Annotated in this window: 13 protein-coding genes, 1 tRNA gene and 1 pseudogene; 7 read left to right on the top strand and 8 right to left on the bottom strand. The window is 43.0% G+C overall.

Going from position 1 to position 20,857, the window contains the following annotated elements; all coding sequences use genetic code 11:
* Nucleotides 1-1,855, top strand: a 1,855-nt coding sequence (locus ACM0OY_RS16950) for a M10 family metallopeptidase C-terminal domain-containing protein (RefSeq protein WP_414570010.1), incomplete at its 5' end; no start/stop codon positions are given.
* A gap of 130 nt (nt 1,856-1,985) precedes the next feature.
* On the opposite strand, the gene ACM0OY_RS16945 is transcribed toward ACM0OY_RS16950, so the two are convergent.
* A complete protein-coding gene (locus ACM0OY_RS16945) occupies nt 1,986-2,309 on the bottom strand; it encodes a hypothetical protein (RefSeq protein ID WP_414570009.1) in 324 nt (107 codons plus the stop codon).
* Nucleotides 2,310-2,544: 235 nt separating this feature from the next.
* Here ACM0OY_RS16945 and mtnA point away from each other — a divergent pair, with 235 nt between their 5' ends.
* The 3 genes from mtnA to ACM0OY_RS16930 all read left to right on the top strand — a co-directional run bounded on the left by mtnA (nt 2,545) and on the right by ACM0OY_RS16930 (nt 6,818).
* Nucleotides 2,545-3,606 (top strand): S-methyl-5-thioribose-1-phosphate isomerase, encoded by a 1,062-nt coding sequence (gene mtnA, locus ACM0OY_RS16940; RefSeq protein WP_414570008.1) that lies wholly within the window; start codon nt 2,545-2,547, stop codon nt 3,604-3,606.
* Between the two features lie 258 nt (nt 3,607-3,864).
* A complete protein-coding gene (locus tag ACM0OY_RS16935) occupies nt 3,865-4,536 on the top strand; it encodes an O-methyltransferase (RefSeq protein ID WP_414570007.1) in 672 nt (223 codons plus the stop codon).
* 179 nt (nt 4,537-4,715) lie between these two features.
* The gene (locus ACM0OY_RS16930; RefSeq protein WP_414570006.1) at nt 4,716-6,818 is read left to right on the top strand and encodes a M3 family metallopeptidase; all 2,103 of its coding nucleotides are present in this window, start codon (nt 4,716-4,718) and stop codon (nt 6,816-6,818) included.
* Nucleotides 6,819-6,902: 84 nt separating this feature from the next.
* Here the strand turns inward: ACM0OY_RS16930 and ACM0OY_RS16925 are convergent, their stop codons facing one another.
* The 3 genes and pseudogenes from ACM0OY_RS16925 to ACM0OY_RS16915 all read right to left on the bottom strand — a co-directional run bounded on the left by ACM0OY_RS16925 (nt 6,903) and on the right by ACM0OY_RS16915 (nt 11,451).
* Entirely contained in the window at nt 6,903-7,709 is an 807-nt protein-coding gene (locus ACM0OY_RS16925) for a DUF928 domain-containing protein (protein WP_414570005.1), read from the bottom strand.
* A 269-nt stretch (nt 7,710-7,978) separates the two neighbouring features.
* A pseudogene (locus ACM0OY_RS16920) lies at nt 7,979-10,309 on the bottom strand (CHASE2 domain-containing protein).
* 173 nt (nt 10,310-10,482) lie between these two features.
* The gene (locus ACM0OY_RS16915) at nt 10,483-11,451 is read right to left on the bottom strand and encodes a DUF1822 family protein (protein WP_414570004.1); all 969 of its coding nucleotides are present in this window, start codon (nt 11,449-11,451) and stop codon (nt 10,483-10,485) included.
* A gap of 364 nt (nt 11,452-11,815) precedes the next feature.
* On the opposite strand from ACM0OY_RS16915, the gene cobW reads away from it, so the two are divergent.
* The 3 genes from cobW (at nt 11,816) to ACM0OY_RS16900 (ending at nt 15,889) form a co-directional block, all read left to right on the top strand.
* Nucleotides 11,816-12,856, top strand: coding sequence for a cobalamin biosynthesis protein CobW (cobW, locus tag ACM0OY_RS16910; protein WP_414570003.1), 1,041 nt, complete (start codon nt 11,816-11,818; stop codon nt 12,854-12,856).
* Nucleotides 12,857-13,012: 156 nt separating this feature from the next.
* Nucleotides 13,013-13,495, top strand: coding sequence for an ABA4-like family protein (locus ACM0OY_RS16905; RefSeq protein ID WP_414570002.1), 483 nt, complete (start codon nt 13,013-13,015; stop codon nt 13,493-13,495).
* 504 nt (nt 13,496-13,999) lie between these two features.
* Nucleotides 14,000-15,889: a transketolase gene (locus ACM0OY_RS16900; RefSeq protein ID WP_414570001.1), complete on the top strand. Its 1,890-nt coding sequence runs from the start codon at nt 14,000-14,002 to the stop codon at nt 15,887-15,889.
* Between the two features lie 22 nt (nt 15,890-15,911).
* Here ACM0OY_RS16900 and ACM0OY_RS16895 read toward each other — a convergent pair.
* The 4 genes from ACM0OY_RS16895 to ACM0OY_RS16880 all read right to left on the bottom strand — a co-directional run bounded on the left by ACM0OY_RS16895 (nt 15,912) and on the right by ACM0OY_RS16880 (nt 20,788).
* Nucleotides 15,912-15,983: transfer RNA gene (locus ACM0OY_RS16895), tRNA-Lys, on the bottom strand.
* Nucleotides 15,984-16,045: 62 nt separating this feature from the next.
* Nucleotides 16,046-18,295: a GAF domain-containing protein gene (locus ACM0OY_RS16890; protein WP_414570000.1), complete on the bottom strand. Its 2,250-nt coding sequence runs from the start codon at nt 18,293-18,295 to the stop codon at nt 16,046-16,048.
* A gap of 552 nt (nt 18,296-18,847) precedes the next feature.
* Nucleotides 18,848-19,417: a hypothetical protein gene (locus ACM0OY_RS16885; RefSeq protein WP_414570011.1), complete on the bottom strand. Its 570-nt coding sequence runs from the start codon at nt 19,415-19,417 to the stop codon at nt 18,848-18,850.
* A 132-nt stretch (nt 19,418-19,549) separates the two neighbouring features.
* Nucleotides 19,550-20,788 (bottom strand): glycoside hydrolase family 10 protein, encoded by a 1,239-nt coding sequence (locus ACM0OY_RS16880; protein ID WP_414569999.1) that lies wholly within the window; start codon nt 20,786-20,788, stop codon nt 19,550-19,552.
* Between the last annotated feature and the right edge of the window lie 69 nt (nt 20,789-20,857).

Below are 20,857 nucleotides of genomic sequence, written 5' to 3'. Positions count from 1 at the left end.
TGATTTGTTTGGTGGTTTAGGTAACGATACCCTCTCTGGTGGTGGCGGTAATGACAGTTTATTTGGCGAACAGGGAAATGACAGATTATTAGGTGGTGCTGGCAATGATACCTTGTATGGTGGTGCAGGAAACGATGAATTTGTCTTCGAGTACTTTGATAATTCTGTTGTTGCCAAAGAGCAAGATATCGTCATTGATTTTCAAAAGGGACAAGACAAAATAGATCTGAGAACTCTAGGCATCAGTGACTTTAATAATCTGTTATTGCTGACAACTAATGATACAGATGGTAACGCCATCATTAGCGTCAGATATCGAGTGTTTGATGGCGATTATTATTATCGACTCAAACTCAATGGCATTAGCAGCAGCCAATTACAAGCGAGTGATTTTATTTTCAACAGTGCAGTTGTAAATAACAACATTACAGGAACTGCTTACAATGATGATTTGTTTGGTGGTTTAGGTAACGATACCCTCTCTGGTGGTGGCGGTAATGACCGTTTATTTGGCGAGCAGGGAGATGATAGATTCTCAGGTGATGCTGGAAATGATACTTTGTATGGTGGCGTAGGAAATGATACTTATTCTTTCCTAGCGAATACTGCCTTGGGAACGGACACAATTATAGAAACCACAACAGGTGGTACTGATACTATTAACTTTGGCGGTACTACAGTTGCCGTAAACCTAAATCTAGGTTTAACCACCTTGCAAACGGTTAATAGCAATCTCAAACTCATTCTCTCTGCCAACAACGTTATTGAAAATGCAACAGGTGGCACAGGCAATGACACTCTCACTGGCAATACACTGAATAATACTTTAATTGGTGGTGGTGGAAATGACCGACTCCAAGGTTTAACAGGAAATGATACTTATTCTTTCCTAGCTAATAGTGCTTTGGGAACCGACACAATTATAGAAACCACAACAGGCGGTACTGATACTATTAACTTTAGCGGTACTACGGTTGCTGTCAATCTAAATCTAGGTGTTACAACTTCGCAAACAGTTAATAGCAATCTCAACCTGATTCTTTCTGCCAACAACGTTATTGAAAATGCAACAGGTGGCACAGGCAATGACACTCTCACTGGCAATACACTGAATAATACTTTAATTGGTGGTGGTGGAAATGACCGACTCCAAGGTTTAACAGGAAATGATACTTATTCTTTCCTAGCTAATAGTGCTTTGGGAACCGACACAATTATAGAAACCACAACAGGCGGTACTGATACTATTAACTTTAGCGGTACTACGGTTGCTGTCAACCTCAATTTAGGTGTAACCACCTTGCAAACAGTTAATAGCAATCTCCAAGTAATTTTGTCTGCCAACAACGTTATTGAAAATGCAACGAGTGGCACAGGTAATGATATTCTCACTGGCAATACACTGAATAACACTCTAATTGGTGGTGATGGAAATGACCAATTCCAAGGGTTAGCAGGAAATGATACCCTCTTGGGAGGTAATGGTAATGATACTCTTACAGGTGGAATTGGTAGTGATAAATATCTGTTCCAAAGTAATAGTGTGTTTAACACAAGCTTAGGTATTGATACCATCACTGATTTTGAAGTTGGACAAGACCAGATTGTGCTGAGTAAAACGACCTTCAATGCTATTACTAATACTGTGGGACAGGCTTTAACTGACTTTGCTGTTGTCGCTAATAATCAATCCGTCAACGCTAGTAATGCGCGTATTGTCTTTAGCCAAAGTAGTGGCAGCTTATTCTATAACCAGGATGGCAATGTTTTGGGCGCAGGAACAGTGTTTGAGTTTGCCCGTTTACAAAATCCTAATGTTACTTTGAGTAGTAGTAATTTCAGTCTGATTGCCTAGTAGCACTTTACCAAATTCCAAATTTCAGATGATTAGGGGCTTCTAAATATAAAATATCCAAATATTTATTGTAGGGTGGCTTCTATAAGTCCACCCCACAACATTGGATAATTTATTTTTTGGAAGTCCCTTAACTACCTTCACCGATCGCAATAAAATTAAAAGCAGACTTTTCTTTTGTAACTGCCAGATCTGGAGAACCTGCACCTGATTGTTGCTTAATTCCCAAATCCCAAATATTAACTTCAGCTTTGTTTGTAGTTATATCCTTAACAATAATTTGATTATCTGCACCCCAATCTTTCAAAGTAGCTACGACGCTGGGAGGTTCAACAAAAGATTCTAAAAAAGTAATTACATAAGTTCCCGTGTCCGGTGATTGAACTTCAAAACCTTGTCCACTTTGTTTTGTTCCGTTATCACCAACTGTCCCGTAAATAATTTTTTGGGTCATTTTTTCACCTTTTTCTACTTGAGTTTACATCGACTTGCCAAATACAACTTTGGCGAAAACCACTTGAAGCCGAGCTTCCCAATCAAAATTTTAAATTTGATGAAGTTTTGCTAAAATTAGAGCATGTTCAGAAATTAAAATCAAGGTGTAATTGTTACACAAAATAACCGCTTTAATTTCAATCTGTAAAAGTTTATTATTCTCTCAGCAAATTTAAAAAATATTGCCTTATTTTATGACAGGTTGTACAAACCAGGTTTATCCAGTCATTTGGCACAACGACTCAGTGTCACTAATTGACCAAACTCTTTTACCGAATGAATATACATTCGTAGAAATTCACCGCAGTGAAGATATGGCGCGGGCGATTAAAACGATGATTGTCCGGGGTGCGCCTGCAATTGGTGTGGCTGCCGCATACGGAATGTATCTTGGCGCAAGGGAAATTCAAACAAGCGATCGCCAGGAATTTCTGCAACACTTAGATAAAATTGCTGAGTTGTTGCGTTCTACTCGTCCTACAGCCGTTAACTTATTTTGGGCAATTAGCCGGATGCTCAAAACTGCCTACGAAACCTTGGGAACAGTAGAAGAAATCAAACAAATTCTCTTGCAAACTGCCCAAGCAATCAACACTGAAGATTTGCAAACTTGTAAAGCGATCGGCGACAATGGCTTAAAAGTTTTGCCTACTACCCCAGAAAAGCTGACATTGCTTACCCACTGTAACGCCGGGGCATTAGCTACCGCAGGTTATGGTACAGCCTTGGGTGTCGTGCGTTCTGCTTGGAGACAAGGACGTTTAGGGCGTGTATTTGCTGACGAAACCCGTCCGCGTTTGCAAGGTGCAAAACTCACCGCTTGGGAATGCGTCCAAGAAGGGATTCCAGTCACATTAATTACTGATAACATGGCAGCCCATTGTATGAAACAGGGTTTGATTCATGCAGTAGTTGTGGGTGCCGATCGCATTGCCGCTAACGGTGACACTGCGAATAAAATTGGTACATATAGCGTAGCGATCGCAGCCAAAGCACATAATATACCCTTTTTTGTGGCTGCACCCGTTTCTACCATTGATTTTGAACTAGTCGATGGTAGCAAAATTCCCATTGAAGAACGCGATCCCACAGAAATCTATCAAGTCGGCGATACAATGCTCACACCTAACGGAGTAGATTTTTACAACCCAGCATTTGATGTCACGCCAGCCGAATTGATTACAGCCATCATTACAGAAAATGGAGCGATCGCACCTAGCGAATTGGCAAAATCACAAGAAAAGCAGGTAGTGTAAACCACACTTTTACTTGAAATAACATACTCCTAAAATTTAATTTTTTCTCTCTGTGTACTCTGTGTTTTTGCGGTTTAAAAGTAATTTATTTAACCCCAGAACCGCAGAGTACATAGATAAATTTATTTCCGAGAATTTTAATCTGCCTTGAAAGCACCCAACAGCCGCCCCTCCACCCGCTATGAATAAAAGAAACATCCATAATTCAATCCCTTTCCCCCTTTCCCTTTCCCTTGTGGTTCTTCAGAGGATACATCCATGACTCAAGAGCAATGGACTGCGGTTGACAGTTACCTCACCGACCTGTTTGTGCCCTCTGACCCGGTACTGGATGCGGCACTCGAAGCCAGTGCTGCGGCCGGTTTGCCACCGCACAACGTTTCGCCGAATCAGGGCAAGTTGTTGCTACTATTAGCGCAACTCCAACGGGCACGCACCATTTTAGAGATTGGTACTCTGGGAGGTTACAGCACAATTTGGTTGGCGCGAGCATTACCCAGCGACGGTTACTTAATTACGCTAGAAGCCGATGCCAAACACGCCGAAGTTGCCCAGAAAAACATTGCACGCGCCGGTCTCAATGAAGTAGTTGAGCTGCGGCTTGGGCAAGCACTCTCTACATTGCCACAACTCGCCGCCGAAGGTCGCAGTCCATTTGACCTGATTTTCATCGACGCCGACAAACCCAACAATCCTGATTACCTAGCTTGGGCGCTGAAACTTTCCCGTCGAGGTAGCCTGATTGTTGCTGATAATGTCGTCCGTAACGGAGCAGTAATCGATACAAATAGTAGCGATGCCAGCGTCCAAGGAGTGCGTCACTTCAACGAATTGCTGGCATCTGAGCCGCGTTTAAGTGCCACCGCGCTCCAAACAGTGGGTAGCAAAGGATACGACGGCTTTGCGATCGCCCTGGTCGTAGCTGACTAGTAAAAAACCGATTTAGTCATCTTGAAATGAGAAAAAGGATAAGATCGTAGTTCTTGGTGTTATTTTGCCAGAATGGCGAGACTAAATAGCACAGCGATCGCTACATTAGAAGATATATAAATAAATATATAAATAGAAATCATTGTTGATTTTTATTAATCCGCAGTTCAAAGAAAAACATGAGTGCAAGTACCATTCTTTTTGACAACCCTTTACTCCAAGGCACTGGCCTACCTCCATTTGCAGAGATTAAACCAGAACGAGTAGTACCAGCCTTTAAGCAATTGGTGGCAGAACTCGACCAGCAGCTTACGGCTTTAGAGGCTAACGTAGAGCCTACCTGGGAAGGTTTAGTAGAACCCTTAGAAAAGCTGACTGAACGGCTTACCTGGAGTTGGGGTGCAGTAAATCATTTAATGGGTGTTAAAAATAGCCCTGAACTGCGGGAAGCTCATGAAACCATACAGCCACAAGTAGTACAATTTATCAACAAGCTGGGTCAAAGCCAACCCATCTACAATGCATTTAAAGTACTGCGTGCCAGCGATAGTTGGGCAACTTTAGAACCAGCCCAACAGCGGATTGTAGAAGCCGCCATCAGAGATGCAGAACTTTCTGGTGTTGGCTTAGAAGGAGAAGCAAGAGAGCGTTTCAATGTCATTCAGATGGAATTAGCAGAACTTTCTACGAAATTCTCTAACCATGTACTGGATGCTACTAAAAGTTTTAGCCTAACCCTGACAACAAAAGCCGAAATTGACGGTTTACCGCCAAGCTTAGTGAGTTTAGCAGCCCAAGCTGCTCGTGAGGCTGGTGAAAGCAACGCTACACCAGAAAATGGCCCTTGGCGTATTACCTTGGACTTCCCCAGCTACGGCCCTTTCATGCAGCACAGCACCCGCAGAGATTTACGCCAAAAGCTTTACAAAGCTTATATTACCCGTGCTTCTAGTGGTGATTTAGATAACAACCCTCTAATTAAACGGATTTTTGAGTTACGGCAAGAACTCGCAGATTTACTTGGCTTTGGAAGTTATGCCGAGTTGAGCCTTGCCAGTAAAATGGCTCCTAATGTTGAAGCAGTCGAAGCATTATTAGAAGAACTACGTCAGGCCAGTTATGATGCTGCTGTCAAAGACTTAGAAGAACTCCAAGCTTTCGCGGCATCACATGGAAAAGAATATCAGGATTTAAAACACTGGGATATCAGCTTTTGGGCAGAACGCCAACGAGAAGCAAAATTTGCCTTTACTGCTGAAGAATTACGTCCCTACTTTCCCCTTCCCCAAGTACTGGATGGCTTATTTGGTCTTGTGAAGCGGTTATTTGGCGTCACTGTCACTCCTGCTGATGGTCAAGCGCCAGTATGGCATGAGGATGTCCGTTATTTCCAAATTGCTGATGAAACTGGTTCTGCCATAGCTTACTTCTACTTAGACCCCTATAGCCGTCCTGCAGAAAAACGCGGTGGTGCTTGGATGGATGTGTGCATCAATCGTGCCAAAATCACAGAAAATGGTGTAACTAGCATCCGCTTACCTGTGAGTTACTTGATATGTAACCAAACTCCGCCAATAGATGGCAAACCTAGTTTGATGACTTTCTATGAAGTAGAGACTTTGTTTCACGAGTTTGGTCATGGATTACACCACATGCTGACCAAGATTGATTATGCTGGAGCCGCAGGCATCAACAATGTGGAATGGGACGCAGTGGAACTACCTAGTCAGTTTATGGAAAACTGGTGCTATGAGCGACTGACTTTATTTGGCATGGCGAAGCATTACGAAACAGGGGAAGCTCTACCAGAACATTATTATCAAAAACTGCTGGCAGCGCGTAATTATATGAGTGGTACTGCTATGTTGCGACAGCTTCACTTTAGCTGCGTTGATTTAGAACTACACCACCGCTATCGTTCTGATAGTGATGAAACCCCAGCAGATGTGCGTCATCGCATAGCTAAGACTACTACGGTTTTACCACCACTTCCAGAAGATTCCATGTTGTGTGCTTTTGGACACATCTTTGAGGGTGGTTATGCAGCTGGTTACTACAGTTACAAGTGGGCTGAAGTCCTAAGTGCTGATGCTTTTGCCGCTTTTGAAGAAGCTGGATTAGAAAATGAAGAAGCTATAAAAGCTACAGGACGGCGTTATCGAGATACTGTGCTGGCGCTTGGTGGTGGAAAACATCCAATGCAGGTGTTTAAAACTTTCCGGGGTCGTGAACCAAGTACGATCGCTCTGCTCAGGCACAATGGTTTAGTCAGCGCTAAGTAGGGAGATGAGGGACAAGCAGAGGAGCAGGGGGCAGGAGGCAGAGGGGAGGAGCTTCTCCCCTGCCTCTTCCCCATGCCTCGGAGTCTAAGGTTCGTCCAACAAAAGCGGTTTTTTGGCAACATCATCTAAGCGGATACTGGCTAGCAAATTCTGCCACTGCGCTTGAAGTGCAGCATCTTTGGAATTTTTCTGGCGCAGTTGAGCCAGTATTGCTATTGCCTCGTACCATAACCCTTTTTGGGCATAGATTGTATAGCGCTTTAGAGGATCTGCATTTTCTAATTCTTTAAGTGTAGATTGATTCAGGCCAACTCTTTCTATTACGCCTTCAACGTAAGTCCAGGGGGCATTTTTTCCTTTATCGCAGTTAATACTGAAAAACCAACGGTATTCTTTGTTAAGTGCCAAAGCCGGAGCAGTGCTAGGTAGAGAAACGCGTATAACTCCTGGCTTATCTGGTATAGCGATCGCTTCTTTGTAAACTTGGTTAGAGTCCCCATCTTGCAGCACAAATTCCACTACATTAGCGACATCCTTGGTATATGGCACATAAAAAAACCAACTTGGACGTTCTAAGGTCGTTTGTGACCAGACATTAACCACCCCATCAGCTTCCTCAGTAAATGGGACTAAAGCCGTGAGGTCAGGTGTAGCAGCTGGACATACAAAATCAGGATCTCCTCGCGTAGCCCCGCCCCGGACGCGTCCTCCAGGAGTACGGCCGGGTGGAACTGGAGGTTGCTCAAAGGGTGGGGTTTGAGCAAGAATCATTTTAGAATTAGAGCGATCGCCAAGTTCACGACCAAGGCTCGAAGTCTCGCTAACTAATAAATTGGTGCAACCCAAAGCTAGTACTAAAAATAGTTTTATTGGTTGTAAATTACACTTCATAAAAATACCACCTCATAGGATTTTAGATTGGGCATTGGGCACTTGTACTAAGCGAACGCGAGTGCGTCTCGTAGAGAAACCGAAGTCTTGGTATTGGGCATTGGGCACTTGTACCGAGCGACCTGTCCTGAGCGAAACCGTTGGCGTAGCTTCTCCTAGAGAAGGGAGCCGAAGTATTGGGAATGGGCCACAGGGGAAAGACTTACTAAAACTTCTCCCCAGTCCCCAGTCCCCAGTCCCCACTCCCTCATCTCCCCACTCTCGATTTTCTAAGTATTTGAACTGGGATTTATTGTTTTGAAATTATAAATTGACATCAAACCAACGGTGGCTAATAGGGACAAAGCTGATGGTACAAAAGGTACCCAAGCACCCCAAATTAACAGACTAAAGCAAGCTACATATAAAACACTAGAGGTAACACCAACTGCTAATGCCAACCAAGGTAATGAAAGGTTTCGCCAAGCTAGAACTCCTCCCACCAGAGACCAGCCACAAATCCAAGCCATCTCAAGCCATAGTGACCAAACCCGCAGCAATGGACGTCCATTTTCGACAGCGCTGAGTATTTGGCTGACCATATGCGCTTGTACCAAGACTCCTGGCATTTGGTCGTCCAGAGGAACTCCGTAGGGTGTTGGCCAGGTATCTGGAGAATCTCCTCTTGATATCACACCAATCAAAACAATCCTGTCTTTGACAGCATTGGGATTAACTGGACTAGATAAAAATTCGGTTAACTTTACCTGTTGGGCAATTTCTTTTGGAGAATGGTAGTTGAGTAAGATTTGACCGCCATTGGCATCAATATTTTGATAGGCTCCACTACGAGAGTTTAAATTTGGAAAAACAGTTTTACCCAGCTGCAAATTTCCTTGGGGGGTAAACTTGACTCCAATTCCTGAAGGTCGCAGATAGAGGGAAGCCAGTTGTAGGCTGAACGAGTAGGAGGTAGAACACAATGATGTCGGCTCTTGGTTCATGAATAGAAGATGGCGACGGATAACTCCATCACGGTCATGAATAAAGTCACTAAAGCCGATATTTGTTTGCGGAATTTCTGGTGGCGGTTGAATACCTCTAATACTGGCTGTGCCATCGGTTCCTTTACATACGCCAATTAAGTTTGGAGTTTTTTGCAGACGAGTAATTAAATCTGGCTGTTTGGCTTGAAAATCACGGTAGATATCTAAGCCGATCGCTCTGGGTTTGTATTGATTGAGTTTTGCTAAAAGTTTGTTGAGAGATTTTTCGGAAATGGAAGCTCCGATTAAAGACTCACCATTTTTTCTTTGAGTTGCCAAATCATCATCGTCGATGGTGATTATCAGCAGGCGGGAATCAATTCCTTCTGCTGGACGCGATCGCATCATCTGGTCAAAGGCTTGAATCTCTGTACCTTCTAGGATTCCCAGCAACCTCGCCCCAAAAATGAAGGCTGTAACTGCCAAACTGGATAACAAAGTGATGCTAAATCTGCGTTTAATGGACGGAGATAAATTTGGCATCTCTTCAATTTCTCTAGACCTTAATTCATCCCAAGTAGGAGGCATCTGGGCTGGATTTTGGCAAATCATTGGTAGCCAAGTCGCACAAGGAAATCTATCTTCAAGTCCTTGCAAGCGTTCCCGCGCTTGGCGTACTGATTGATATAAAGACTCTCCACTAGCAAAGCCTTGGAGAAAATACTTTAAAAATTCTTGAGCAACCTGGTCTGGAACCGGTTCGCGCATGACAATTATCTGAGGAATTTGCAAATCAGCCAATTCTCGTGCCAATCCCAATCCATCGCAGGAATTGAATATAGCTAGTTGCAAACCATTTTCAATGGCTTTCCTCAGACCAAACTTCAACTCGCCAATGGTGAGACTATCAGTTTTATTCAGGTAAATTCGTCCGCTTTCTCCGTTTCTCTGACTAGAGCTATGTCCGGCAAAAAAGAGAATATCCCAGTTTTTTCCCCAGAGATGCTCAGTTAATTCTTTGCGCTGTGGTTCAACGATAAAACTGACTTCGGCGTTGCTACACTATTGCAATAAAGCTTGATCTGCCTGAGTGTCAATTCCTTGACTATTACCGACAATTGCCAAAATATTGACTAAAGGATTCGGAGTGCGTGGCTTGTGAATGCGATCGTAAGTTGGTGAAGAAAGGGCGATTTCAGCCTTGGGGTAACGTTCTAACAAATCCCACAAATGCCAGGGTAATAACTGTAATTGGCTATTTTCTGTTTGTAAAATTACCCGTACTTCTTCATCCGAGGACAATCTTTCTAACCATTTTTCTCTTACAGAGCGAAACTCCTCCGCTTTCAGCCAGGTATTAAAGCGTGCCCGCAAAATATGAGAAGTGTTTTCGCAGTCTTGGATCATTGATACATTCGTCACCTGCATTTGCTCAGCATGGAGGCGATAACGATTACCTATCTGCCGATAACTAGACTGCCAATGACTATAGTAGAGCGGCATTTCCGGAAATGGAGGTAACTTACCCGTGATTTCTGTTGTAGCACGCTTGTGTTCTTCTCCAATTTGCAGGGTGACAGCAAACCCCTGCTCAAAACTACCCTCTCCGAATTTCAGCACCACTAACTTACCCATGACCGTCGCTATCCCTCATTCTGTGCAGACTCACAAACCTCTGATGTCTGGTGACAAGCTTCACCAAGGGCGTACAGAGCTTTTTTGAAAATCCCAAAAAGCCGATTTGAATTTTTAATTAATCAATTAACCACTTATAAATTATCGATAAAGAGGGAAGATAGCTAGAGGTTTTAAATCCGGAAATGTTCAGTAAGACTAATACCATCCAATGCTACCCTAACGCTAAATTGTTCTCCGGGTTCCCCGCGAAACTGTAACTGAATGTAATTGTCTGATTTTCTAGATTGAGCATCTAAAAAGACTGCTCCCGAACTATCTAAAACGGTGAGATGAACTGCTGGAGGCAAGTAAATTTGACTACCAGTTGCGTGCAACTGAAGGTGAATACTGGTTTGTTGATCCTTTTCAGGGGCGATTTCCACAATCAACATCACGGGGTGATTCAGAATTTGGATACCCAAATCAATCAGCTTTGCACGTTTAGTAATTGATTCTGGTCGGTTTGGAGCATTCAGTTCTAGAGTTTGAGTACTGCGAAAAGCATAAGCTGGTCTCAGTTCTGGCAGATTCCACAAAGATTCAACAGTTTGCCAGCCCGTCTCAAATATACCAGCAAACCACTGACTCAAATTCACCAGTGAGGCGAGCGGAGATTCCTGAAGTTGCGCCATATGGTCGATAAATGCTTCCAATGGTTGGAGTTGTCTCAAAGGTAGTGTTTCAGTTGCGACACTAGGCACAAAACCCAGTATGTTTGCTTCTTGGAGCGATTCATCAAATTGAACCACTAAGTAGCCTACCCGCTCTTCCCAGGTTTCTGGAGGGATGGAACATATCTGCTGGTGTTTTTGAACAGGACGACACTCAAGACGACCAACGGAAGGCACTTCTAAGTCAGCTACATCCCCGCAGAGGCGCATGATAGAGTTCCAACTGTCACTAGCTTCGAGATCGGTGGGAATATCCATCATTTGCAAATAGTCATTTACCACCCACACAGCTAGAGTATTCAGCCGGACTTGCTCTGCTTTTTGAGAATTTGGCTGCTGATTAGCAAATTGCTGGGCAGTTATGCGAGCTGTTTGGGAAATTGGCAATGTTAAGGTGAAATCGTCTAGCTGATAGGTGGAGTTATTCATAAGTCAGTCCCTAGTGATCAACGCTGCTATGTACATATCGCCCGTATTGACTAAATTTATGCCACAAAATAGAGAATCATTCTTGAAAAACAGAATTTGGGAGTGGGGAGATGAGGACGTGGGGAAATCAGGGAGCAGAGGCAATACAGTTGAGTTAAGGAATTTATCGGTGGAAGTAGGCTGTTCTTGAGCAGGGGAAGAGAAAAAAGCTTATTTGAACCGTATTGGGAGCAGAGGAAGAATTCTTAGTTGTATCCTAGAATTTCAGTTTAGAATAACTTAGTCAATATTTAAACTTAGGATAATTTCAGTATATAAGTTGATAAACAGCAAAACTTATGATATTGAAGACTTCACGCAAAATATGGCTACAAAAATTCCGGTCACAGTAATTACAGGCTTTTTAGGTAGTGGAAAAACTAGCCTCATTCGCCACCTGCTACAAAACAACCAAGGACGCCGCATTGCGGTTTTGGTCAACGAATTTGGCGAACTCGGTATTGATGGCGAATTGTTGAAATCCTGTCAAATTTGCCCTGAGGATAGCGAAGGCGACAGTAATATTTTTGAATTAACCAACGGCTGTTTATGCTGCACCGTTCAGGAAGAGTTTTACCCGACGATGCAAGAGTTGATTAAGCGACGAGATAGCATTGATTGTATTTTGATTGAAACTTCTGGTTTAGCTTTACCAAAACCTTTGGTGAAAGCTTTTCGCTGGCAGGAAATTCGCAATGCAGCCACCGTGGATGCGGTGATTACTGTAGTTGATTGTGCGGCTGTAGCAGCAGGGACATTTGCCAGCGATCCGCAGGCGATCGCACTTCAGCGGCAAGCAGATGATAGTATAGAACACGAAACACCTTTGCAAGAACTGTTTGAAGATCAACTTGCTTGTGCAGACTTAGTGGTGTTGAATAAAACTGACTTGGTAGATGCCGACACGAAAGCCAAAGTCGAGGAATTGATTAAACAAGAGTTACCCAGAGTAGTGAAGATTGTCGAAAGTGACCGCTCTCAACTCGATGCATCTATATTATTAGGATTCCAGGCCGCAGTCGAAGACAACCTAGATTCTCGCCCCAGTCATCACGACACCGAAGAAGACCACAACCACGACGAAGAAATTACCTCAGCCAATTTAATTTTGGATCGTGCCTTTGACCCGGAAAAGCTGCAACAGCAGTTGCAAGCATTGGCACAAGAACAAGAAATTTATCGAATCAAAGGTTTCGTGGCAGTACCAAACAAACCCATGCGCCTAGTAATGCAAGGTGTGGGAACCAGATTTGATAAATTTTATGACCGCCCCTGGCAACCAGAAGAAGCTAGACAAACCCGTTTAGTTTTCATCGGTCGTGATTTAAAATCCTCAGAAATCGAATCCCAACTCGTAGCTTTATAAGTTGGGCATTGGACATTGAGAGTGCTGTTAGCGCTAGCGGGGCGTTTAGCCCCTGCTGAGTGAGGAGTTAAGAGTTATTCCCCCGGTCCCCAGCGATGCACTGAGCTTGTCGAAGTGTCCCCAGTCCCCAGTCCCCAGTCTCCACTCCACAAAACTATGACTATTTCTCAAATATTTAACATTGCAAATCTTTTCGTTTTGCCTTTTTGGACTTTGATGATTTTATTGCCGAATTGGAAAGTTACACAGCGAATAATGGCATCATATCTGCCTTTTGTGCTGTTAGCTGGAGTATATTTGTATTTGTTCATCAACAGCGTTACACCAGAAAATGCCCAAGATTTCTCCAATCTGGAATTAGCTAATGTTGCCCGACTTTTTGTAGATGAAAAAGTTGCAGCAACGGGTTGGGTTCATTATTTAGTGATGGATTTATTTGTTGGCCGTTGGATATATTGGGAAGGTCAAAAAACAGGTATTTGGACAATTCATTCCCTAGCTTTGTGTTTTTTTGCTGGTCCTCTAGGACTGCTATCTCACATCTGTACTAACTGGATATCTCAGAAATTTTTCCCGAAGTTTCAGCAGAATGAAGCGTTGACGGCAGCAAAACAACAAGTATCATCACCTAACAGCTAGTAGTAAGGTAGCGTAGCGAGCTGTGCTACCTTACTGTAAGATTCAGAATATAGAAAATAGCTGATACTGAATAAATATTGTTCATTAAGACGAATTTTTTCTTTTATTTAACATCTCGGAACTTTTCAATTCATCTAAAAAGAAAATACTTTATCTCTTCTAATTTAGATTATATACCTTAAGAAATAAACTTAGTTACTCCATTAGAAAGAAGCGATAGTAACTCCTACTTTCTAAAGTAAACCCAGGGAGAGTGAAATAAATCTCTGAATAAAATTAGTTAGATTTGTGTCTGCTTTTAGTTGAAAAAGACACCATTATTGAATAAAAATCCTCTAATTCCCAATTCAAAATGCTTATAAATTAGAGATTTAACCATTACCTAATTGTAGAACTCCATATCTACAATTTTGAGCGGCTTTTAAACTTTGATTTCGCCAAAATACAAGTTATTAGATAAAGGTTTCGCTGCAATACCCTTAATTTTAATTTAGGAATACTACTATGGCCATACAGGAGCAATTACACCAATGGCATGAATTAGCACAACAATTGCGTATAGATAGCATTCGCGCTACAACTGTTGCCGGTTCAGGTCACCCCACCTCGTCCATGTCACCAGCCGATCTGATGGCGGTTTTACTCTCTAAATATCTGCGCTACGATTTCGATCGTCCAGATAACCCTAATAACGATCGCTTTATTCTCTCTAAAGGGCACGCTGCACCGTTGCTGTATGCAATGTATAAAGCTGCGGGGGTAATTACTGATGAAAAGTTAATGTCTTTGCGGCAATTGGGCAGCCGTTTAGAAGGCCATCCGACACCAGTCTTACCTTGGGTTGATGTGGCGACTGGCTCGTTGGGACAAGGATTACCAATTGGTGTAGGAGTGGCTTTAGCAGGTAAATATTTAGACCAGCTAGCATACCATATCTGGGTGTTACTGGGTGATAGCGAAACAGCTGAAGGGTCTGTCTGGGAGGCTTTTGATCGTGCCTCACACTACAGTCTAGACAATCTGATCGCTATTATTGATGTCAATCGTCTAGGCCAGCGGGGTCAGACTGAATTAGGCTGGAACACGCAAGCCTATGCTGCGCGTGCTAAAGCTTTTGGCTGGCAAGCAATTGAAATTGATGGTCACGACTTTACAGAGATTGACCAAGCTTTGAGCGCTGCTTTGAGTATCAACGATCGCCCCACTGTAATTATTGCTCGGACAAAGAAAGGCAAAGGTGTAGTCTCCTTGGAAGACTTAGGTGGTTGGCATGGTAAAGCACTTAAACCCGATGCTGAAAAAGAAGCGATCGCCGAGTTGGGTGGTGAACGCCACATCAGAATTCAAGTCAACAAACCTGAAGAACAAGGCCAACCAGCTGTAATAGGTAACTCTCAAACGCTGCAACTTCCCACCTATAACAAAGGTGCAAAGGTCGCAACACGTCGAGCATATGGGGACGCTTTAGTAGCATTGGGAGCTGCTCAACCCAATGTAGTTGTCCTTGATGCAGAAGTCAGTAACTCTACTTATGCTGAAGATTTTGCTGAAACTTATCCTGAGCGCTACTTTGAGATGTACATTGCCGAACAACAAATGATTGCAGCAGCGGTGGGTTTGCAGGTGCGAAAATACAAACCCTTTGCATCAAGTTTTGCTGCTTTCTTGAGTCGAGGTTACGATTTTGTGCGGATGGCGGCTGTTTCCCGTGCCAACATTAAATTAGTGGGTTCCCATGCCGGGGTATCCATTGGTCAGGATGGCCCTTCCCAAATGGCACTGGAGGATTTAGCAGCTTTCCGAGCAGTATGGAGTAGTACTGTGCTGTATCCCAGCGATGCCAACCAGACTGCTAAACTACTAGCGCAGATGAGCGATCGCAATGGTGTTGTCTACCTCCGCACTACCAGAGAAAGCACACCTGTAATTTATGGCTCTGATGAAGATTTTCCCATTGGTGGTAGTAAAGTAGTCCGTAGTTCGGACAGCGATCGAGCCGCAATTATAGCGGCTGGGATTACTTTACACGAGGCTCTGAAGGCTTATGACCGTCTAAAAAACGAAGGTATTACGGTGCGTGTCATTGATGCCTACTCCGTCAAACCCATTGATATCAAGACACTTCATCAAGCTGCACGCGATACCAAGGGTAATTTAGTCGTCGTTGAAGACCATTGGTTAGAAGGCGGATTAGGCGCAGCGGTGCTGGATGTTTTTGCGGGTACTAATAGTAGTCCTACTTACAATGAAACCCAGGTACGGCTAATTAAGTTGGCAGTCAGTGAGATGCCAGGTTCCGGCACCCCAGAAGAACTGCTTCATGCTGCCAAAATTGATGCCGATGCCATTGTTGAAGCGGTAAAATCCCAAGTTAGACAGCCAGTGGGGGTATGAGAGTGTTAAAATACTTAAAAAATGGGTGACCTGAGATTCGAACTCAGAACCAGCGGATTAAGAGTCCGATGCTCTACCGTTGAGCTAGTCACCCACACAGACAACGATCATAGCAAACTTATGATAAATTTGCCAGTGCAACCGCCAAAAAACGATTTAAAGGGGAAATTTGACGGTGAAGGTGGTTTGACCTCCTGTACTCTCTACACAAATTGAACCGCCTAAATGTTTAACCATTTTCTGCACTAATGCCAATTCCAGTCCGGTACCGCTATGTTTCCAAGGATCGTGTTTGTCAAGGTGATAAAAAGGCTCAAAAATCCGTGACAGTTCGTTGCTGGTAAGCTCGATTCCAGAATTAGTAATTTTAAATTCTATTGTGTCGGCTGTCGGTTCAGCCGAAACTGTGATGGATTCCCCTGCTGGTGTGTACTTGCAGGCATGGTTGAGCAGTTCGGTGACAATCCGCTCTAGGTCTGTGATATCTGTCTCTAAAAGTGGGAGTGTATTATTGATACTTAGGTTTAACTGCTGGCGCTGGCAGTTGGTAACATCTCGAAAAGTCTCAATGATGGGGTGAAGCCAGCTTTGTAAATCAATGGCAATCAAAGTTGGAAGATTTGGTTCGGCTTCCAGAGATGTGAGTGTGAGTAGGTCGTTAATTAACTTGCTTTCCCGCGCACATTCGTTATGCAATATCTGTAAAAGCTGCGGAACTATTTCTATATCTAATATTTCTTCTGGTGTGAGGACACTTTCGAGAGTTTGAGCGGCGAGGCTGATGCTAGTTATTGGTGTTCGCAGTTCTTGGGAGAGGGTTCTGAGAAATTCGTTTTTTAGTCGTTCGCGTTTTTCTAATTCTTTTACCTGTGCCTGGGTTTTTTGGTAAAGTTGCCCTTGGCGAATAGCGATCGCACATTCGTTTGCTATCTGCTGCACTAGCCCGATTTCAAATTCATCAAAGGCCTCTTGTGTTGGTCTTGTCAACCAAATATTTCCCAAAATTCCTTGAGTATCGAAAATTGGACAAGCCATCTGAGCAACAACCAACAATTTTGGTTGCCATCCAGGTAAAATTTCCAAAAATTGCAAAGGTTGTTTTTGCAAAAGTGGTTGATAAAGTTCGGGACGGTCTGCAATTGCTTTAGTCAATCCCAAGCACTGGGGTAAGTTGGTGGTGTACTCGTAAGTAATATTTACCTGGGTTTGACAGGTGCTATAAAGTTCGATTTGGCAACGGTCAAGGTTAAGTAACTGTACTAATTCTTGGGTGACTGTCTGCAATACCTGAGTTTCATCCAGGCTATCGCGGATTTGTTCTGTCATCCGTCGCACCAAGGCTTCAAAGTTTCGTACTTGTTGCAACTGATTGATATGTTTTTGTTTGTGCGACTCGATCTTGGCTTGGAAATCGTTGAGTTGCTGATCAAGTTCTGCTTGTTGGACAGCAATGCCAATTTGAGTTGCCAGTTGCTTGAGCAAGTTAGTTTCTATTTCTTGCCATTGACGCGGCTGGTGGCAATGCTGAGCAATTAATAGTCCCCACACATCTTGCTTCAAAAAAATTGGCACGACTACATTGGCTCTCACGTGCAAAGATGCAAGGAAATTTATATGGCAAGGATGTAATCCCGCTGTATGAATATCTTCAATAACTTGAATGTAGCCCTGGCTATAGTGTTCTTGATAATGGCTACCGAAGTAGGGATCGGTGATGTTTTTTCCTAACAGTGGATCGCTATTAGCCACAGTTGATTCGGCAATAACCACTCCGCTAGTATCAGCAGCGAAGCGATAAATTAGCACGCGATCGCTCTTTAAAAACTGCCGCAGTTCTTGTGTTGTCTGATGCAGAATTGTCTCTAATTCTACGGACTGGTGAATCCTAGAGGCGATCGCTTCTAACAGTTGCTCCCGTTGTGCCTGGAGTTCAACTGCTTGTTCTGCTTCCTTTACAGAAGTAATATTACTGCTAGTACCAATTAATCGATAAATCCTGGAGTTAGCATCCCGTAATGGAGTCAAAGTCGTACTCCACCAAGTTGGAATTCCCTGGAATTGCAAACATTGTTTGTAGGAAATAGTTTTGCCAAATAATACGCAGTCAGCGTAATGCTGACGCACCCTAGCAGCATCAATGGGCGAGAGAATATCCTCCGGTTTTTTGCCGCGCAGATCGTCTGAGCGAATGCCTAACCAACGTTCGTGAGTGGGATTTAGTGCTACATATCGAAAATCCCCGTCCTCTAAGACATCCACTACAAATATTGATGCCTGCACAGAATCGTACATACTCAGTAGAAACTGCTCGCTACTACCTTTTTTATCTACTTCTGTGCCGAAGAGAATCTGAGGAGGCGATAATTTTGTCAACTCTATAGTTGATTCAGTCGGATTTAGATTCATGCGAGAGTCCCTGTCTGGTATTACTGACTTTTGTAGGCGCTCTCTTGTAGTTATGCTTGTAGTAGATGCAATTAGGCGCCTAAGGCAAAGTGTTGTCAGCCGTTGCTCATCGGAAATTTGGATCTTTCTCTACTTCGCGATCGGAAATTTGGGAAAGCTAATAGGAGTCAGCTTAAAAAATCCTGCTTTGTGAAGGCGAAAATGCATTTGCAGGTGAACAAAAAGTTGACTGATTTTGAACAGTTTTTCAGAATTTTTGCATATATTTAGGTGCAATCATCAATAATTATCAATTTAATTAATAATTCTTAATATTGAGTATAGGGCAATACGCTTGGTGTTAATTCTTAATTCTTTGTCAAAGTCAATTTTTTAACGAACCGCAAAGGACGCAGAGAACACAAAGGAAGAGAAGAAAGAAATACTTAACTGAACTGTATTCAGGTATAGGGCATTGGGAAAAGCAGATGGAAAGCAAAGGGGTGGAGGAGTAAAGAGGAAGTTCGAGTAAGTCTTTCGCCTCTGCGCCCCATCCTCTTGTCCATGCCCAATTCACGATCGCAATTTATGAGCATTAATTCCAGTCAATATACCAACCAGCAGCCAAGTAATAGCTAATCCGATGACTTCGCCTAAGAATAGGTGAGTGAAGCGGCGTAAAACGATCCCGGCAGCAGAACCGAAAGGAATAGCAATTGCCCAACTTGCTGAAGAGACCAATATCCATCGCCAAGCTACAGAAGCGGGTTGGGAAATTGCTAACCATTGTGTCAATCCAATCCCTAAGCCGCCGAGTCCTCCATAAATTGCCCCATAGAGAATTCTCAAAGGGAGAAACTGAGTGCTAAATACAAACCAACCCAAGCCACCAATACCGATGGCAGTGATAAGACTCCAACCTAAAAGACTTGACAAAATCCACCTAATACATAATATAGGTTCTTTAAAAAGACAACCTTGAGCAAGTGCGATCGCAAATCCGCCGATAGCAGCTTCTAATACTCCAATATCAGGCTGTTCACCAATTTCAATTAACAACAAACTCAGCAAAAAACCGCTAAAAGTAGCTAAAGTCCAGAGACAAGTAAAGCTATATTTAGTATTTTTAGGTACTAATGGCATCAAGGGGAGTAGGGAGTGTGGGGAGTGGGGAATAGGGATGAGGGAGATGGGGAGAATAATAACTCCTAACTCAGCACGGGCTAAACGCGCCCCCTTTGCTAACAGCACTCCCAATGTCCCATTCACTAGTCCCTATTGCCCACTGCGTTTTATTAATCTGACAGTTTTAGCATCAAACATGTCAAGAAAAGCTTTGCGTCGCTGTTGGGGTGATTCAGGTACAATGTAACCCCACAGACTTTCCCAGTAAAAAAAGGAGATCCCGTCAAAATTGCGATCGCGCACTGCTTGAACCTGTGCTTTAATTTGGGGAATTTTGACTGGACTACGCGTCGTTCCTGTTAATATACCAATTCCTACTGGAATTAGACTTTGAGCCAATTTTACAGATGGTTGTTCGAGTTGAGCGATAAAAGACTTTTTGTCACTTCGGTATACCTGCAAAATTAACTCATCAACTAAACCTTTTTTTACCCAATTTTCCCAGTCTTGCAAATAGTATTTATAAGCAAAAGCTTGGTAATTAGGAGACAAAGATATTTTGGCTTTGGGTTTAACTGCCTTGACAGCTTGATAGATTTCTGCCATGAAATCAGTAATTTTGTCTGCTCGCCAACGCATCCATTCTGAGTTGAAAGGATCGTTTGGGGGATTTTTGCCTTGATGTTCTTGTTGGTAAAGTTCAATAGTGAAGCGATCGTAACCAAACTGTACAGGCATCCCAAAGTGATCGTCAACTTGAATACCATCGACATCGTAATTTTGGACTACTTCCACAATTAGCCCTTGGATAAATTCTTGCACCTGTGGATGTAAAGGATTTAACCAAGCTTGCTTATTCAGTAAGCCATTGTCGATTTCTTCTGGCGGAGTATCTTGAATAGAATTTATACCTTGTTGCCCAATTGTCAACCAGTCAGGATAACGCCTTGCTAATTCTGAATAATGCGGCGTCATAAACCCATATTCAAACCAGGGAATGACTTTCAAATCTTTATTTTTGGCAAGTCTGACTATCTTTGTTAAAACATCTTGTCCACCATGCATAAACTTGAGCAAAGGCTGAGTATCTGAGCCTGTGGTCATTTTAGCTACATTACTCTGATAAAAAGTATGCCCTCGGTTCCAAACTACAGGATAAATTGTATTAAAGTTGAGAGCCGATAATTGATTGAGAGCGCGATTAATACCCCAAGGTACAAATAGTACACCACTAGCAACATTAGTCAGCCAAACACCGCGAATTTCTGTACTTAAAGGACTTGTTTTTTGAGAATAAACTAGACCTGAAGAGTGTGAAAAAACTGTTATGACGATTACTAATCCCAAACACAGCAAGTAAGAAAAAAAACGGCGTGCAACCTGATTCATTTGTCAGCATTACCAAGTGCGATCGCAATACTATATATAACTACTAAATCAAATTATAATTCTCCGGAA

Source organism: Nostoc sp. CCY 9925, from assembly GCF_963920935.1.
In the GTDB taxonomy this organism is placed as follows: Bacteria; Cyanobacteriota; Cyanobacteriia; order Cyanobacteriales; family Nostocaceae; genus Nostoc.
Note: the sequence above shows the minus strand (reverse complement) of the source record. Positions and strands in the feature narration are given on the sequence as shown.

Coding starts and splice junctions, on each gene's coding strand:
- ACM0OY_RS16945 (WP_414570009.1), bottom strand. CDS start 2,309: ATGACCCAAAAAATTATTTACGGGACAGTTGGTGATAACGGAACAAAA.
- cobW (WP_414570003.1), top strand. CDS start 11,816: ATGGCTACAAAAATTCCGGTCACAGTAATTACAGGCTTTTTAGGTAGT.
- ACM0OY_RS16890 (WP_414570000.1), bottom strand. CDS start 18,295: ATGAATCTAAATCCGACTGAATCAACTATAGAGTTGACAAAATTATCG.
- ACM0OY_RS16885 (WP_414570011.1), bottom strand. CDS start 19,417: ATGCCATTAGTACCTAAAAATACTAAATATAGCTTTACTTGTCTCTGG.
- ACM0OY_RS16880 (WP_414569999.1), bottom strand. CDS start 20,788: ATGAATCAGGTTGCACGCCGTTTTTTTTCTTACTTGCTGTGTTTGGGA.
- ACM0OY_RS16900 (WP_414570001.1), top strand. CDS start 14,000: ATGGCCATACAGGAGCAATTACACCAATGGCATGAATTAGCACAACAA.
- ACM0OY_RS16915 (WP_414570004.1), bottom strand. CDS start 11,451: ATGAATAACTCCACCTATCAGCTAGACGATTTCACCTTAACATTGCCA.
- ACM0OY_RS16925 (WP_414570005.1), bottom strand. CDS start 7,709: ATGAAGTGTAATTTACAACCAATAAAACTATTTTTAGTACTAGCTTTG.
- ACM0OY_RS16930 (WP_414570006.1), top strand. CDS start 4,716: ATGAGTGCAAGTACCATTCTTTTTGACAACCCTTTACTCCAAGGCACT.
- ACM0OY_RS16905 (WP_414570002.1), top strand. CDS start 13,013: ATGACTATTTCTCAAATATTTAACATTGCAAATCTTTTCGTTTTGCCT.
- mtnA (WP_414570008.1), top strand. CDS start 2,545: ATGACAGGTTGTACAAACCAGGTTTATCCAGTCATTTGGCACAACGAC.
- ACM0OY_RS16935 (WP_414570007.1), top strand. CDS start 3,865: ATGACTCAAGAGCAATGGACTGCGGTTGACAGTTACCTCACCGACCTG.